This window comes from Spirosoma sordidisoli, from assembly GCF_004138325.1.
GTDB classification, from domain to species: Bacteria; Bacteroidota; Bacteroidia; order Cytophagales; family Spirosomataceae; genus Spirosoma; species Spirosoma sordidisoli.
In genome coordinates this window covers 199,692-216,007 of the sequence record NZ_SBLB01000004.1, presented here as the reverse complement: position 1 = coordinate 216,007, position 16,316 = coordinate 199,692, and the positions used below count along the sequence as shown (strand labels likewise).

Annotated in this window: 16 protein-coding genes; 10 read left to right on the top strand and 6 right to left on the bottom strand. The window is 52.1% G+C overall.

Annotation, left to right across the window (positions count from 1 at the left end):
- Positions 1–230: 230 nt before the first annotated feature.
- Both EQG79_RS31690 and EQG79_RS31685 read right to left on the bottom strand, forming a co-directional pair.
- Positions 231–491, bottom strand: a complete 261-nt coding sequence (locus tag EQG79_RS31690; RefSeq protein WP_317126254.1) for a recombinase family protein — start codon at positions 489–491, stop codon at positions 231–233.
- The gene (locus EQG79_RS31685) at positions 467–811 is read right to left on the bottom strand and encodes a recombinase family protein (protein ID WP_317126253.1); all 345 of its coding nucleotides are present in this window, start codon (positions 809–811) and stop codon (positions 467–469) included. Before EQG79_RS31685 ends, EQG79_RS31690 begins: the two co-directional genes overlap by 25 nt.
- A 330-nt stretch (positions 812–1,141) precedes the next feature.
- Here EQG79_RS31685 and EQG79_RS15815 point away from each other — a divergent pair, with 330 nt between their 5' ends.
- Positions 1,142–1,516: an antitoxin Xre/MbcA/ParS toxin-binding domain-containing protein gene (locus tag EQG79_RS15815; protein WP_240699370.1), complete on the top strand. Its 375-nt coding sequence runs from the start codon at positions 1,142–1,144 to the stop codon at positions 1,514–1,516.
- Positions 1,517–1,519: 3 nt separating this feature from the next.
- Entirely contained in the window at positions 1,520–1,987 is a 468-nt protein-coding gene (locus EQG79_RS15810) for an RES family NAD+ phosphorylase (protein WP_077923212.1), read from the top strand.
- A 302-nt stretch (positions 1,988–2,289) separates the two neighbouring features.
- Here EQG79_RS15810 and EQG79_RS15805 read toward each other — a convergent pair whose 3' ends face one another.
- Both EQG79_RS15805 and EQG79_RS15800 read right to left on the bottom strand, forming a co-directional pair.
- Positions 2,290–2,691 carry a nuclear transport factor 2 family protein gene (locus tag EQG79_RS15805; protein ID WP_099084725.1) on the bottom strand — a complete coding sequence of 134 codons (402 nt, stop codon included), beginning with the start codon at positions 2,689–2,691 and terminating at the stop codon, positions 2,290–2,292.
- 109 nt (positions 2,692–2,800) lie between these two features.
- The gene (locus tag EQG79_RS15800) at positions 2,801–3,664 is read right to left on the bottom strand and encodes a helix-turn-helix domain-containing protein (protein WP_129602499.1); all 864 of its coding nucleotides are present in this window, start codon (positions 3,662–3,664) and stop codon (positions 2,801–2,803) included.
- A gap of 478 nt (positions 3,665–4,142) precedes the next feature.
- Here EQG79_RS15800 and EQG79_RS15795 point away from each other — a divergent pair, with 478 nt between their 5' ends.
- The 8 genes from EQG79_RS15795 to EQG79_RS15760 all read left to right on the top strand — a co-directional run bounded on the left by EQG79_RS15795 (position 4,143) and on the right by EQG79_RS15760 (position 14,351).
- Positions 4,143–4,961, top strand: a complete 819-nt coding sequence (locus EQG79_RS15795; protein ID WP_206445590.1) for an SDR family oxidoreductase — start codon at positions 4,143–4,145, stop codon at positions 4,959–4,961.
- A gap of 58 nt (positions 4,962–5,019) precedes the next feature.
- A complete protein-coding gene (locus EQG79_RS15790; RefSeq protein ID WP_129602495.1) occupies positions 5,020–5,925 on the top strand; it encodes a helix-turn-helix domain-containing protein in 906 nt (301 codons plus the stop codon).
- Between the two features lie 253 nt (positions 5,926–6,178).
- Positions 6,179–6,571, top strand: coding sequence for a DoxX family protein (locus EQG79_RS15785; RefSeq protein ID WP_129602493.1), 393 nt, complete (start codon positions 6,179–6,181; stop codon positions 6,569–6,571).
- An 853-nt stretch (positions 6,572–7,424) separates the two neighbouring features.
- Positions 7,425–7,766: an acyloxyacyl hydrolase gene (locus EQG79_RS15780; protein WP_077923208.1), complete on the top strand. Its 342-nt coding sequence runs from the start codon at positions 7,425–7,427 to the stop codon at positions 7,764–7,766.
- A gap of 247 nt (positions 7,767–8,013) precedes the next feature.
- The gene (locus EQG79_RS15775; RefSeq protein WP_129602491.1) at positions 8,014–10,377 is read left to right on the top strand and encodes an ABC transporter permease; all 2,364 of its coding nucleotides are present in this window, start codon (positions 8,014–8,016) and stop codon (positions 10,375–10,377) included.
- 196 nt (positions 10,378–10,573) lie between these two features.
- Positions 10,574–11,011: a S41 family peptidase gene (locus EQG79_RS15770; protein WP_201723575.1), complete on the top strand. Its 438-nt coding sequence runs from the start codon at positions 10,574–10,576 to the stop codon at positions 11,009–11,011.
- A gap of 211 nt (positions 11,012–11,222) precedes the next feature.
- Positions 11,223–13,646, top strand: a complete 2,424-nt coding sequence (locus tag EQG79_RS15765; RefSeq protein WP_129602489.1) for an ABC transporter permease — start codon at positions 11,223–11,225, stop codon at positions 13,644–13,646.
- A 312-nt stretch (positions 13,647–13,958) separates the two neighbouring features.
- Complete coding sequence (locus EQG79_RS15760; protein WP_129602963.1) at positions 13,959–14,351, top strand: VOC family protein; 393 nt, start codon at positions 13,959–13,961, stop codon at positions 14,349–14,351.
- Positions 14,352–14,371: 20 nt separating this feature from the next.
- Here the strand turns inward: EQG79_RS15760 and EQG79_RS31640 are convergent, their stop codons facing one another.
- Positions 14,372–14,659, bottom strand: a complete 288-nt coding sequence (locus EQG79_RS31640; RefSeq protein WP_394343311.1) for a peptidase associated/transthyretin-like domain-containing protein — start codon at positions 14,657–14,659, stop codon at positions 14,372–14,374.
- Between the two features lie 358 nt (positions 14,660–15,017).
- Positions 15,018–16,316, bottom strand: coding sequence for a M20/M25/M40 family metallo-hydrolase (locus EQG79_RS15750; protein WP_240699369.1), 1,299 nt, complete (start codon positions 16,314–16,316; stop codon positions 15,018–15,020).

Below are 16,316 nucleotides of genomic sequence, written 5' to 3'. Positions count from 1 at the left end.
CTTTTATTCAAAAATTAGGGTAATGGTCAGGTCAACTGGCAAGAAATTCATGAGCTGGCTGAGCCTGAAACAAGGTCAGATGGCTATAATTTTATATATACATTAACAACAATATGTCAGGAATCCGTAATGTTGGTTGCCCCCTTTTGACGGCAAACTGACAACGTATTTTGCAGACCATGCGGTGTAAGGAAAGCGTCTTTTCAAACGCCCATTTAATGAAGCAGCCGTTATTTTACCTCTTGCCAAGCTAAGTAGCGGTAAACCGTTGCTCGGCTTATGTGGAATAACTGACCAATCTCTAAAATCGTATGAGTTTTGAGAACATATATAGACTTAACCGCCCGTGCTTTCGCTTGTGCTTCGGGCGTAAGTCCTTTGGGTCGTCCGCCGATGCGACCCCTAGCTCGAGCCGCAGCTAAACCGGCTTTGGTTCGTTCCCGGATCAGATCACGTTCAAATTCAGCTAATGAAGCAAATAGGTTAAACACCAAGCGGCCTTGAGCGGTGGTGGTATCAATCGCCACCGTGGCGCGGCATCATTTAGACTACGGAAGCCAATTCTTTTGGCTTGAAAGTCGTTGATCAGTGTGAAGAGTTCTTTCAATGACCTACCCAGTCGGTCGAGTTTCCAAACGATGACCATATCATCTTCTCGTGGCATTTCTAGTAACTTTCCTAACTGGGGCCTCTCTTTAGCTGAAGAAACCTTCTCCTGGAAGATCTTTTGACAACCTGCTTTTTTCAGGTCATCCAATTGCAAGTTCAGATTCTGATCTTGGGTCGAAACGCGGGCGTAGCCGAATAGCATACTATTATTTCAATAAAGAAAAGGAAGCGAGTCTGAACTAAGAGCCGCTAACCATATACTCCGTAAGTGAATCACTAAGGGTGGAGCCGATTGGCGAGCTATGACTTCTGCTATAGTTTCTTAGGGAGATGCGACTATCAATCCGTCAGTTGCATCTCCCTAAGAAACTATCGTTTTGCGGTACGCTCACTATCACAGGCTATCAAGCTGGCCAAGCATACGGCAAATTTGATCGAGTGAACTTTTGTAGTTATTTTAGTGGAAAAATTCATTCCTATGGCCATCTCTTTGCCTTTCTTACCGCCTAATCAAGCCCTGTTACCCAGGCTCATGACCGAACAGGAGATTATCACTCGCAGTCGACAAGGCGTGCTACGAGCGGAAGCTGACCGCGTAGCAAGGTTAGTTGGGTTAACCGACAAAGAAATGGCTATTGCTTTAGGCTTATCAGCTTCATACCTGCATCGGCTGAAAGTCGATCAACGCATTAGTCAGGATGCCTCCGAGCGACTGCTGCTGTTAGAGAACTTACTTCTACACATGTTAGATACCTTTGAAGGACGTGCTTCAACTGCTCTCAACTGGTTGCGCGCCCCCTTACGTGAACTTGACTACCAAACGCCCCTCCAGATATTAGATACTGTTACGGGCTATACTTTGGTGGATCGGGTACTGGGCCGTATCGACTATGGCATCTTCGGATAAGCGATGGCTATTGTGTATCGAGTGGTGCGCCAGAAGTATGCCGCACAACCCCTAGATGTTACCGGTACATGGCTCAATGGAGGCCGTTGGAATCCACCGGGTGTTGGCATCCTCTATACGGCTGAGCATCCCGCTCTAGCTTTAGTCGAAATCCTAGTACATATGCCACAAGTGCCTTATGATGAGCTACCGGCCTACCGGTTGTTCAGTCTGGAGTTACCCCAGGATAGCCAACGGGTAATAGACGCGGTTGATCTACCGCCTTACTGGCAGGAGAATACCTATAACCGGAGTCAGCATCTTCTGGCTGACTGGCTAGCTAAGCCGGATGTGTTAGCTCTAGGTGTGCCCTCCTCGGTGATGCCATCGGGCATCAATTACTTACTACATCCTGCCCATAGTGGCTATGGCTTTATACGGGTAATTGAAGAGAAGCCTCTAGTGATTGATCCCCGCCTGTGGTCGAAGTAGCCAAGGCAACAGCAATTTTCTTCATCTCACATAGGAGCGATTAATGAGATAGTTATTTTCTAATAAATGTCAAGTGGCCCGCCACCGCGGTCCAGTTAGTAGTATAGGATATAAGAGGCTTTCGTGGCGAATTTAATTCCGAATGTGTTTGCTACCACAGCTATCAAACGCCATTGCGGATTTAAAAGAAAGCCTGCTCAGCTAGCAGGCCATCTAGTTGTTGTATGTGATAAGTGGTAGGCCATTAAATCGGCCTCTTTACCTGAAGTGCGACTAGTACCCTTATTTTGACGTTCGGCATATCATGCAAATACAGGTGATACATCCTGATATACTCGCACCGATTCAACCTGGCCCGTTTCATTTAAATCAGTGAAGGCTACGGCATGGACTGTTGCTTTTTGTCCATCGTGACGAACATAATGATTAAGCGCTTCTAATACATAGTTTCTGTCCGAACCGTAGATATTCGTCAAGTCATGTTCAAGGCCAGCAAACGATTGCCAGTACTGACCCAGACCCTGTAAAACGGCCTCTTTCCCACCTTGTATGGGCGTATCGTTGTTAAACTGCACCGTTATGTTATCGGCTAGAAATTGGCCATAAGCCTCAACGTCCCGGTCGTCCATAGCTTGTAGATAGGCCAGATAACGTTCATAGGCCTGGGTAGAAAGTTGATTGATACGGAGATTGTCAATAATCATGGCTGATCGGATTTGAGTTACTTGAATAACACAAAGTTACGCCAACCAATAGGGTTAGGGGTAGGACAAACTACGGCCTGACTGGCAGTTTCTACTGCATGTAAGCGAGTTAGCCACGATAGGCTAGGGGTGTAACCCCCGTCTTACTTTTGAACAACCGGGTGAAATAAGAGGGGTCATCATAACCCAGCCAGTACACAATCTCTTTGATGCTCATCGCCGTTTGTTTGAGCAGGCTCTTGGCCTCAAACAACACCAACTCGTCAATGCTTTGTTTGGCTGATTTGCCGGTTTCTTGCTTGAGCAACTCCGACAGGTGTTTCGCCGATACATTCAGTTGATCCGCATAGAAACCAACCTCTTTCTGTTGTTGAAAGTGGGTATGTAGCAGCTGGTTAAACTGGCTGACCAACTGGTGATTCCAGCCAACGGCAGTAGTCGAATGGCCCTGTTGGTCGTACAATGCGTTGATGTACTCCAGGAGTGCGAACATAAGTCCTGCCGCTATCTTCGGTACGTCACTATACTGTTGCAGCGGCCTCATCAAGTCCTTCACCCGAGCGTATTCTTGGTCTGACAAGACGAGCACGTGCTGGGCCCCTGCTCTGAAAAAAAGATAATCAAGTAAGAAGTTGTTGTAGAAAGGAGGGCCAAACAAGTCGGGCGTGAAAAAGAAAGTAGTATTCTGAACGTTCCAATTGTTTTCAAGCCAAAGACGGGTTATACCCGGCCCAATCAGGGTTAGTGCTTGCTTAGGGACCTCAAAGTCACGAATACCAATTCGAATCCGACATTGATCTTCATGCATGAGCCCAAAGGCATAGAAGTAGCTCCGGTAGGGAAACGAGATGTTACCCGCCCTGGCAAAGTCGGCTTCGGTGGCCACATACAGGTGCCCATCAAGTGCAGGCGTGCCAACTACTTGCCGTAAGAACTGGTGAAACACAAAGTTGAATGGAGTCTGCTGAACCATAGTGATAAATGCTGGACACTAGGAATACTATTTATTTTCTCTTCCGAAAAAATCCCCCACCCTAATATATCGTTATACTTGGTTTGTCCAGTCCTGAAATAACTAAATATTGAGCTTATTAGGACTAGACATAGCTTATCGCGACATACTCAATAAGCAAGCAGCCCCTGCTAGGGTTCATTTTGACAACAGCAACAGCCAATTTTCAGAGTCATCAGAATTGCAACATCTTACATTGAGAGCGTTTGGTGAGAATTTATAAATGGTGAAAATAAACGGAAAGTGACTATTGTAGATTCGTTGCCCCAGACAAATCAATGCTTTTGCAGTAAAGCCAAGGATATATGTTTGAGGGGCTTTATTCTGGTGCTGGCTTGGTAAATGTATAAGAAATCCTGGGCTATATATACGTGGAAAAGTAGCTATCAAGCTGACCTTTGTCTGGTCATCACAACGTTTTTACTTACTACTAAATATCATGAGCAAAGTGATCTTTGTTACTGGCGCTTCGAGGGGGTTCGGTAACATTTGGGCCAAAGCGGCTCTCGAACGCGGCTATCGAGTAGCGGCATCAGCCCGTAACTTGCAGGCACTGTTTGAGTTAGTGAGTCAGTACGGCGACGCGGTCTTACCACTTCAACTAGACGTGACCGATCGGCAAGCCTGTTTTTCAGCTGTCCAACAGGCGTATGATCATTTTGGTCAGATTGATGTGCTGATCTCCAACGCGGGCTATGGCCATTTCGGTTATATCGAAGAAATTACCGAAGAAGAGGCCCGTCAACAGATGGAAACCAACGTGTTTGGTTCTCTCTGGATTATTCAAGCTGTTCTCCCCCTGATGCGGGCTCAGATGAAGGGTCATATTATTCAAGTCTCCAGCATTGGCGGCATTATGGCATTCCCTAGTTTAGGGATTTACCATGCCTCAAAATGGGCAATGGAAGGTATTTGTGAAACCCTAAGTCAGGAAGGCAAACTGTTTAATATCGACGTTACACTGATTGAGCCGGGGGGATATTCCACTGACTGGGGCACCACCTCAGCTGCGCATAGCCAGCCTATTGACGCCTATCAGCCCCTGCGAGATGCAATGAAGCAGCAATCGTCAGATCCCGCCATGATTGGCAAGCCCGAAGCAACGGCTGATGCGATAATGCAAGTTATTGAAGCCCCAAAACCGCCCCTTCGATTGCTGCTGGGCAACATGCCTTTACGAATGATCGAACCTACGTATCAACAACGGCTGGACACCTGGAAAGCCTGGCAACCTACCTCGGAAGCTGCCCAGGGGTAAGCCGTACCAGTCCGACTAAAGGCGATTTGCTTTTAGTCGGACTATATGCTTAGACACTATGAAAACGATCGTAACCATTGACTCAATCAGTGTACTGCACGAGCGCTTAGGCTACCCCAAGCCGAAACACCCACTAATCACCCTAGTCGATCTGACCAAGATTTCTCCTGGCCAGACCAAGCAATGCGCCGATCAGACGGTAAGCCTCGGCTTTTACGCCATCGTCTGTAAGCGCTTTGAGGGGCTATTGACGTATGGAAAGAACTATTATGACTTCGATGAAGGAACCTTACTGTTTACGGCCCCCCATCAGGTCATGTCAGTCAATGCGGATTTGCATATCCAGGCAGGGTGGGCGTTATATTTTCACCCGGATCTGTTGTATGGAACCGAGTTGGGCCGTAAAATCTACCAGTACAGTTTTTTTCAATATGTTACGCGCGAAGCCCTGCACATTTCCGAAGCCGAGGATGCTATTCTGAAAGAATGTGTCGAGCAGGTCAAACGAGAGTATTCTCAATCGATTGACAAGCATACCCAGGGTGTAATCGTGAGTCAGATTGATCTACTCTTACACTACTGTAGCCGCTTCTATGATCGGCAGTTTCTGACCCGAAGCAAACAACATTCGGATCTGCTCCAGCAGTTTGAGATACTACTGAGGGCCTGTTTTGATGACCAAAACAGAGCGGAGTCCGGTTTGCCCAGCGTAGGCTATTTTGCCCAGCTGTTGAACGTCTCCCCTGCGTACCTAACCGATACGTTACACAAGCTGACGGGCAAGACTACCCAGGAGCTAATTCATCTGGAGGTGATCGAACGGGCCAAATCGATGCTATGGGGGAGCGAAAAATCAGTCAGCGAAATTGCCTATGATCTAGGCTTTGAGTATCCGTCTCATTTCAGTAAATTATTCAAAAGCCGAACCGGCAAAGCGCCAAGCGAATTTCGGCATTTGAATTAGGCCTTATGATGTTAATCTGGCCCTTATGGACTCTCATCCAGTTTATTAGTCAAGGATTACTGATAATGCCACCGGTGGTCTGGGAAGCGCAAGCAGCCTGATTAAGCTTACCAGATGCGCCAAATGACAACAGTAAATAATATCCTAACGTTGGGTAGTGGCTCCAGGTCAGTTCTGCCACGTCACTCTCAGCAGCCAACGAACAAACAACTCATTGTCTTGCTGCTCAACCAGAAAACGATACATGCACCTTATGAAGAACGTGTTGCTTTGGATTATGGCCGCTTTTTATGCTGGTATGGGTGGGTTCCATTTAATTAAACCAACTAATTATTTGACTATGGTACCCGACTGGCTACCGGCCCCCATGTTCCTGGTTGCCGGTAGTGGTCTGGTGGAAATTAGCCTGGCCCTTGGTTTGATTTGGGCTATCACGCGCCGGATAGCGGCCATGCTGATAATAGGGATGCTACTGGTCTACCTACTGTTGATTCATCTGCCCCAAACACTGCATTTCTACCAGACCACTGATCCTGCTTTGGGGAATAGCGTAGTACGAATTGGGATTCAATTTTTGTTGATTGGGTGGGCTTATCAGTATACCAAACCAGTTACTCAACCCGTCGTTCATCTGGCTACTAAGTAAGTTTTGTGGCCTGTCTAATCCGTGGATCATTTTACCGCCGGGACTATTTAATTATTCGTACGATAGCGCGATGGACTAGTCAACGAATCACCCCCTGGTAAGGGGGGGCTCGTTGTTTGGTATGTCTAGAGTAAGCAGTAGTGAAAGGAAATGGTCTCACTGAACGCCCGTTTTTTTCAGACGGCTTGTTTAAGCTGAAAACAATAATTATAGGAATTCGCTGCATTCTCAAATTGCCATCTCACTAATCAACGTTTTGCTTTCGTACTATTTGTTGAGTTGATGATGCATTCCAGACTGCCGAGTGACGGACTTTACAGTTGGCCACCGCTGTGCGAAACGGCAAACCTACTCGCTGTGGGGCCCTGTTGCTTCAGATTCCTGCTGACCAGTCTCAAGTTCGAGTTTGTCCATTCGATTATGTCAGGCTTGCGGGACCGGCTCAATCCTCCTTGCTTACGACGAACGGGCGTGTATCGTATTACAACGATCAAAGGCGTACGGGGCCATCGGTATCAAGTGACGGTACGCGTCGATCAGAATACGTACACGGCCCTGGCCACCATGCCGCCCAGGGTAGCCAGGGATCAGGTCAGCTACCGAACCGATTCCCGCTTTCAGAACACGGCTATTCAAAGGGTGGCCAGCTATCAGACCCCAGCCCAGGGCACCACCGCCCACCAGGCTGAGCGGTGGTGCCCTGGGCTATTTCAGCGCGCATACCGTGCAGCAACGAACCCTTGTGATCCCCTGAAGCAATGTATCTTCTCTCCCGTCAGGGGCTCACCATCGCCCTGTTTACCCTGATTACGGTTGCCCATGGGCAAGTATTAACCTATCCGCCCTTCATAAAATGGTATCAGAATCCATTGGGCTTCGAGCCGGTCAAGCTGCATACATCCAGCTGTTTTTCGAGTCCGGGGCCGGACTGATCCTGTTTGCGGAGCCATTCCCGCAACCCACCACTGGTTACGGCCTGTTCTCGGAGTCGCGAACCGGTACACAGCTCAATAGATCACCTAAATACGGCATCGGCAGCGAAATCCGGCTGGCCCGCACTATGTCCCTGCTGGCGGGCATTCGGCATGTGCATATCTCGAACGGAAATAATCCCGGTTACGAGCGCAACCCCGGCCACGACAGCAACGGATTTTACGTGGGCCTAACCTACCGACCAGCCAATAGCACCCGGTAATTTTTTGGATTGTTGGCTGGGCATACATACGAGCCAACAACCCTTCGGCGACACCAGTACCCAGTTTGCCGCTGCCGGGACCATGCTGAAACCGGACAGCTATTGTCCGAAAGCGGACAGGGAAAGCCCGTTTTTTCTGAGTCAAAAAGCCCTCAACAAGCCTCCAGGAGCCTTTCTCAGGAATTGGTCATTGATTTGCGAAGCGTATCGGCAAGCGCCTGTTTTTATCAAGCGCCTGCTCAGGACTATGCTCCGCAATTACCTTAAAATCGCCTGGCGGAATCTCGCCAAAAACCGGGTCTATTCAGGCATCAATGTGTTTGGCCTGGCCATGGGTATGGCCTGCGCCCTGCTCGTGGGCCTGTGGTTAAGCGACGAGCTAAGCTACAATCGGTACGTTCCCGATGCTGACCGGGTATTTCTGGTGCGGGTCAACTACAACCTGAACGGGGGCGAAACCCAAACTGCATATGCTACGCCAGGTCCCCTACAGGCAGCTATTGCCCGCGACATACCCCAGGTGATGGGCACTACTAAGCTTACCTGGCCTACAGAAGGTCTCGTGCGGGTGGGCAACAGGGTGGCCAAAGAGCAGGGCCAATACGCGTCGGCCAGTTTCTTCGATGTGTTCGACCTGCCTGCCGTGCAGGGCAACCCTAAAGTTGCGTTGGCCAACCCCAACCAGATCGTTATCAGCCAAACGATGGCCGCCAAATACTTCCCCGCCGGGCAGGCCATTGGCCAAACGCTTCAACTCGACAACAGCCGGGTTTTTGTGGTGGGGGCGGTGCTGAAAGACCTGCCCGCGACATCGACCCTTGCGTTCGACTGGCTGGCCAACTTTACCGTGCAGGAACAACCGTGGCAGAATCAGTGGGGGTTCAACTCGGTGCAGACGTACCTTCGGCTCCGGCCCGACGTATCGTCGGCGCAGGCCGAAACCGCCATGCGGGGTTTGTTTCGGCGGTATGCTACGTTCGACAACAAGGAGCGCATCGTATTGCAACCGATCACCGACCTGCATCTGTGGGGCGAGTATGAGAACGGTGTGGCTGTTGGCGGACAGATCGAGTACGTCCGGATTTTTGCGGTGGTGGCCCTGTTTATTCTCCTCCTCGCCTGCATCAACTTCATGAATCTCAGCACGGCCCGGTCGGCGGTGCGGGCCAAGGAGGTGGGCGTTCGAAAGGTCATTGGCTCGAGTCGGCGCGGGTTAATGGGGCAGTTTCTGAGCGAGTCGGTACTGTTATGTGCAGTAGGGGCGGGGGTGGCTCTTGGCATGGTGTGGTTCACGTTGCCCGAGTTCAATGCTGTTTTCGACAAACACCTCACACTCGATCTGACCGATCCACTACGTTGGGCAGGCATTATAGGACTGGTGCTGATTACGGGCTTACTGGCAGGCAGCTATCCGGCTCTATTCCTGTCGGGCCTTACCCCCCTTAGCATACTGAAAGGAGCGGGCTGGCGCCCGGCGTCTCGTGGGCCGGTGCAGCTTCGCCGGATGCTGGTTGTCTTTCAGTTTGCCTTGTCCACGTTCCTCCTGATCGGTATGCTGGGCATCGGTCAGCAGATGACCTACCTGCGCACCAAACACCTCGGTCTCGACCGCGATAACATGATCTATGTTCGACTGGAAGGCAAGTTAGACGATTACGAAAAGACAGAAGCCTTTCGGCAGGTGCTGCTTCAGGCCCCATCCGTTGCCGGAGCCACCACCACGGCCCACCTGCCGCTGAACATCCAGAGCCGCTCTACGGATCTGCAATGGCCAGGACGTAACCCTAAGCAGCTGGTGGAGGTATCGGCGATGTCGGTTGGCAATGATTTTATCAAAACAACGGGCATCCGGCTTATCGCGGGGCGAGATTTTCGGCCCAACAGCTATGCCGATACGTCGGCCTACATCATCAACGAAGCGGCCGCAAAACTCATGGGTATGACTAAACCCGTGGGGCAGCCAATCACGTTCTGGTTCGGCAAAGGGCCGATCATCGGCCTGATGAAGGATTTCCATCTTAACTCCCTGCACCAGTCTATTGGGCCTCTGGTGCTGACCTATATGCCGCCTAATGGGCAGTATCTGATGGTGAAACCCCGCCATGGTCAAACCCCGCAGGCTCTTGCCGATCTGGAACGATTGCTGAAACAGTTCAATCCAACTTACCCCTTCGCCTATCATTTTCTGGACGAGGCTTACGAAGACCTCTATCACCGCGAGCAGCAGGTGACTACGCTGGTGACGTCTTTCGGCCTGCTGGCTATTTTGATCTCGTGTCTGGGTCTGTTCGCACTGGCTGCGTTCACCGCCGAGCAACGTACCAAAGAGATTGGCGTTCGGAAAGTGCTGGGGGCTAGCGTGTCTAGCATTGTTACGTTGCTCAGCAAAGATTTTCTGGTATTGGTGCTGATCGCCATTGCGCTGGCAGTACCGCTGGCGTGGTGGGCCTTGCGGGCGTGGCTGAGCTCGTTTGCCTACCGCATCGACACCGCGTGGTGGCTTTTCGCCCTGGCAGGTTTGCTGGCCGTAACGATTGCACTGCTGACGGTGAGCGTCCAGAGCATCAAAGCCGCGCTGATGAACCCGGTGAGATCATTGCGGTCGGAATAGGGGCGAAACGACGTCGCTTGCAGAGACAACGTATGCGTTGTCTCTATAACCAAACCATCCAATAGTTTCCCCATCCAAAAAGCAACCGGATGCCCGTTTGATTGGATCGTATGATCGAAAACAAGGCGTTCTATGCGACACATACTTTGGGGCTTTCTACTGCTGTTTATAACCAGTCACAACCCTGGGCGAAGGTGTGGTTTTTGAACCCGTCCAAACCGACGATTCCGGCTGGCCTGCCAATGGCAAAAAACTATACATCAAACCCGTGGTGGTGCTTACCAGCGGACAGACGTTCTCCGCAGCCGAGGATTTTGCCGTCGTCTTCGACGCCATGAAACGGGGTACCATCATTGGCGAACCAACGGGCGGCAGCACCGGTCAGCCGTTGTCCTTTGCCCTGCCCGGTGGCGTAATGGCCCGCGTGTGTACCAAACGCGACATGTACCCCGACGGTACCGAATGGAACGCCAAAGGTATTCAGCCACAGGTGCTGGTCAAGTCGACGGTTGCCGACTGGAAAGCCGGTCGGGATACCGTTCTGGAAGCAGCTATAGTACATCTGGGCGTGAGCGGAACAGCCGTCAAAGGAAAGAAAGGCAAAAGAGCGAATCAGGCGATTTCCAGCCCATAACCCGTACAGTTTCGGACGGGCGTTGTCCAGTTTCGGACATGACATATAGTAAAATAGCCTTCAACAAGCCCCAAACAACGTTTTTTAGTCGTGGCATGACAGTTGTCTAACAGTTGCTGGGTGATTCTGTACGACAGACGGACCCCGAGCGGTGGTACTCCGTTGTACAGAATCACCCAACCTGATTCAACAACTCTTCCCTTCGACGCATATGCTCCAATCCTACGTAAAAATTGCCTGGCGGAATCTGGTTCGCAACCGGGCGTTCTCGGCCATTAACATCGTCGGGTTGGCGCTGGGGCTGGCGACTTGTCTGCTCATCATGCTGTTCGTGCTCGACGAACTCAGCTATGACCGATACAATGACAAGGCCGATCGGATGGTGCGGGTTGTTTTTCACGCCGTTATGAATGGCGGAGAGATCAACGAAGCCAATGTTATGCCCCCCGTTGCGCAGACGTTGAAAGCGGATTATCCGGAAGTCGAAGACGCCACCCGGATTCACACCGTCGGCTCGCCGGGTATTACTGTTGGCGACAAATCGTTTCGGGATGATCAGCTAGCATATGTCGACTCTAATTTTTTGCAGGTGTTCACGCTTCCCCTCATCCAGGGTGATGCGAAAACAGCGTTGATTCAGCCCAATACGGCTGTGATTACCCAGGAGATGGCCCGCAAATATTTCGGCAATGAAAACCCACTGGGCAAGTTCGTAACGATCAAAAGCTGGAACGCCCTGTTTAAAGTTACCGGTGTTATGAACAAAATGCCGGTTAACTCCCACTTCCATTTCGACATGTTTATGTCGATGGCGGGCGTTTCGGATGCGAAATCGCCTACGTGGATGACGTCGGGTTTCTTTACCTATCTGGTTCTGAATAAGGGGTATAATCCAAAACAACTGGAGGCCAAACTCCCCCAAATGGTCAGCAAATACATGGGGCCGCAAATCCAGAAGGTGTTTGGTCTGAACATGACCCAGTTTCGACAAAAGGGAAACGACATTGCTTTTTTGCTGCAGCCCCTGACCGATATTCACCTGCACTCGAATCTGACCGGAGAAATGGACGCCAACGGTGATGTTCAATACGTGTACATCTTCGGAGCCATTGCTGTGTTTATGCTACTGATTGCCTGCATCAATTTCATGAACCTATCCACGGCCGGAGCCTCGAAACGGGCCAAAGAAGTGGGTATTCGGAAAGTACTGGGGTCTGTCCGGCAAAGTCTGGCGAATCAGTTTCTGATCGAATCGTTGTTACTAACCATGATTGCGCTGGTGCTGGCCATTGGCATCGTTTACCTGGCCTTGCCACTTTTCAATGACTTGGCCGGTAAAACCCTGACCCTGAACTTTGGCGAGTCGGTCTGGCTATTGCCGAGCCTGCTGCTGCTGGGCGTCCTGGTGTCTATACTGGCTGGAAGCTATCCCGCGTTCTTCCTGTCGTCGTTCAAACCCATCGTCGTGTTGAAAGGCACGAAGTTCACCGGCGACAAGAAAAGTATTGGCTTACGCAGCGGCCTGGTCGTAGTTCAGTTTTCCATTTCGATCATCCTGATGATTGGCACGACCGTTGTTTACCGGCAACTGAGTTACATTCAGAACAAGAGGCTGGGTTATTCCAAAGAACAGGTGCTGGTACTACCCGATACATGGCAACTGGCAAAAAAAGAAGAGGTTTTCCGCAACCAGATCATGCAGGACCCTCGGGTAGTGCGGGTGAGTATGTCGGGCTATCTGCCAGCGGGGCCAAGTTACAACAACAACTACATGATGTATTCGGAAAGCAACCCCGACCAGTTTGTGAAGGGCCTCCGGTACGATGTTGATTATGAGTACATCCCAACACTGGGCATGGAGATGGCCGCTGGTCGAAACTTCGCCAAAGAATATGGCACCGATTCATCGGGCGTAATTTTAAACGAAACGGCTGTCCGAACGTTTGGCTGGCATGGCAATGTGGTTGGTAAATCCATCGGCCATACCGAAAACGACGGGTTGAAGAGAACGTATCGGGTGATTGGCGTCGTGAAAGATTTTCATTTTCGCTCCCTGCACGAGTCGATTTCTCCTTTGGTGATGATCCTCGGACGGAATAACGGAACAATGATTGTCAAAGCCAAAACGAAAGACGTGTCCGGGCTGCTGGCTTCGCTGGAGAACCAATGGAAACAGCTTGCCACGGATGCGCCGTTTACCTATTCGTTTCTCGACAAGCGGTTCAACGATACGTACCTGGCCGAACAGAAAACCGGGCGTATACTTGGTCTTTTCGCCGGTCTCACCATCTTCGTCGCCTGCCTGGGCCTCTTTGGGCTGGCCACCTTTACGGCTGAGCAGCGCACCAAAGAGATTGGCGTGCGGAAAGTGTTGGGGGCGTCGGTCGCCAGTATTGTTGGCCTGCTCTCCAAAGACTTTTTAAAGCTGGTGTTGATTGCCATTCTACTGGCCGTTCCCGTGGCCTGGTACGTAATGGACAAATGGCTACAAAGCTTCGCCTACAAGATCGACATGGCGTGGTGGGTCTTCGCGCTGGCGGGTGTGCTGGCGGTGGGTATTGCGTTATTGACGGTGAGTTTTCAAAGTGTGAAAGCCGCCCTGATGAATCCGGTGCAGAGTCTGCGGAGTGAGTAGCGCAGCGCCCTATGCGCCTGCCATGCGTTGACGTTGGGACAGGGGGGCGTGAGGACACGACCCTGTGTGGTTGGGTTGGGGTGAGATTAATGGGTTTTACCTTTTTTCGTTCTGGTCTTTCCCGGTATAATACGCAGGTGCGGAAAAGCCGCATCCCAGAAGCCGTTTCGGAACCGGCTTTATACGGGAATGGATGTAGCCGGTCGTTCGGCAGGGTAGCCCTGCTGTCTGCTCATCGCCTGTTGCTCGCCCGGCCCTGTTTCGTACCTTGCTGATCCTGTGAACGAAACCCGCCTGATCCCGGCAAAACCCATGGAACAACCGAAAGCGATCCTTCTGCAAGCCTGGCCTTACCAGCAGGATAAATTGAATTTGCCGGTGCAGAACCTCGAATCGGCCCTGCCGTTTTACGAAACTGCCCTCGGCTTTCGGGTGGTTTCCCGGACCGACCTGCCGCAGAAGTCGGCGCTGATCGTGCGCGACGATCTTCAGATTGGCCTGGCCGAAAACGGCGGTGATCCCACCCAGGACGGCTGCTTTTTTGAGGTCGACGACGTATCGGCGGCCCTGGCCGAACTGAAAGCCAGGGGGCTGACCCGCGAACTCTCCGGACTGAGCTTCCAGCAGCATGGCGACGTGAGCTGGCAGGTATTTTTCGTAGTAGCGCCCGACGGGCTGTGCTACAGTTATGGCCAGCGGCAATAAGCGTTGTACGACCTGCCCCACTAGCGGTGCGGAGCCGGATAATTGGGGATGTTGCGACCCAGGTAGATAGGCCGCTCGGCCTTGTACAGGTTGCCTGCGTCTTTGAGCTTCAGAATGCCGCTGCCACCCCGGTTAGCCAGCTTCTGGCGTTTGTAGGCGGTGAGCAGCGGGTCGTCGTCGAACAGGAATTCGTCGATGTAGTACTCGTTCAGGCCCGGCTCTTTGAGGGTGATATGAATATGAGCCGGCTCGTCTGCATGGGGGTAAGGAGCCGGGGAGCGTAACGAACTTGTATTCGCCCTGCTCATTGGTGCGCATCCAGCCGCGTAAGGACCCATGCCGACGTTCCCATCCCCTGGCGCCCTGCCTGGCTACATAACGGCCGGTCTGGTCGGTATGGTACACGTAAAGGACAACGCCCGGCGCAGGGGTTTTGCCATCGGCTTTATAAACGGTTCCGTTGATGCTCAACGGCTTGTTGCCGGTCCAGGTAGCATCGGACATCGTCAGGAAGCTTGTTAGTTTATCGAAGGGAACCGGGCTTTCGTGAATGGCCTCGCAGCCTTCACAGGGGCCACCCACGCGTTGAGTTTGCCCCGTGACGTTCCGGGCCACGAGGCAAATCAATAGCAGCAGCAAACGCCGGCTTTTCATGGGCAGATCGGGTTATTTTACACCGGCTTCGGCCAGCAGTACCAGCAGAATCCGCTGCATACCCAGATAGCCTTTGTCGTTCAGCCACCATTCGTTCAGCGAGTGGGCGCCCCCACCTGTGCCCCCGCTGCCAATCGTGACGGTGGGTATACCCTTGGCAATGGGCGTGTTGGCATTGGTAGAGCCTACGCTCAGCTGGGGCGTAACCCCCATAAATCGGGCTACGGCCATGGCCCGCTGTACCAGCGGCACGGTTGGCTCGATCCGGCCCGATGGTCGGTCTCCAACCTGTTTTACGTCGACCGTCAAATCGGGTCCGGCGCGTTTCATCTGATTTTCTTCGGTGAGCGCCCGCTGAACGGCAGCCTGCAGGAGCTTGTCGATGCCGTTCAGCTTGTCGGGGCTTTCTGACCGCATGTCGACTTCCATCCAGGATTCGTACGGCACGGCGTTGACCGACGTACCGCCCCCGATTACGCTGACGCTGTAGGTGGTTTTAACCCCCTCGCGGGTAAACTTGTCGGCTTCCTGAGTGAAGTAGTAGATGGCTTTCCCGAGTGCGCCATGCGGGTTCACGATCCCGAATGCGCCGTAGGAGTGGCCACCCGGTCCTTTGAAGGTAATCCGGTAACGGTGCGAACCCAGTCCGCGGTGAACAATGCCGTCGATCCCATCGCCGTCAACGGCGATGTACGAGTCGATTTTCGGGCCATTGGGTTTGAAGAGGTTCTTCACGCCCCGCAGGTCGCCCAGCCCTTCTTCGCCCACGGCCCCCACGAACAGCACATCCGCGTCGGTTTCGATGCTGTGTTTTTCGAGACCTTTCAAGACCGCCAGTACGGCGGTCAGGCCGCGGGTGTCGTCGCCGATGCCGGGTGCATACAGGGTGTCTCCTTTCTGTTTCACTTTCACATCGGTACCTTCGGGGAACACCGTGTCCAGGTGAGCTTCGAGCACTACGGTTTTCCGGCGGCCTTTGCCCCGGCGCAGGGCCAGTACGTTGCTTACCTCATCGAGCCAGACCGAATCGGCCCCGGCGGCTTTCATCATGTCGGCGTATTTTCTGGCGCGTACCTGCTCCTTGAACGGGGGAGACGCCGTTTCGGTCAGGCTGATGAGATCCTGCCTGGTTTGTGGTTCCAGTTCAACGAAGGTTTTGAAGGCACTCTGGACGGCCGGGCGCTTCGCCAAGGTTTGAATTTCGGTTTGGTAACGGGTGTCGATGGCTACCGGTTTTTCGTCCTGCGCCTGGACCAGACAGGCTGAGCCGATAAAAAAAGGAATAATACAAGCAGCTAAAGTTGGCTTCAT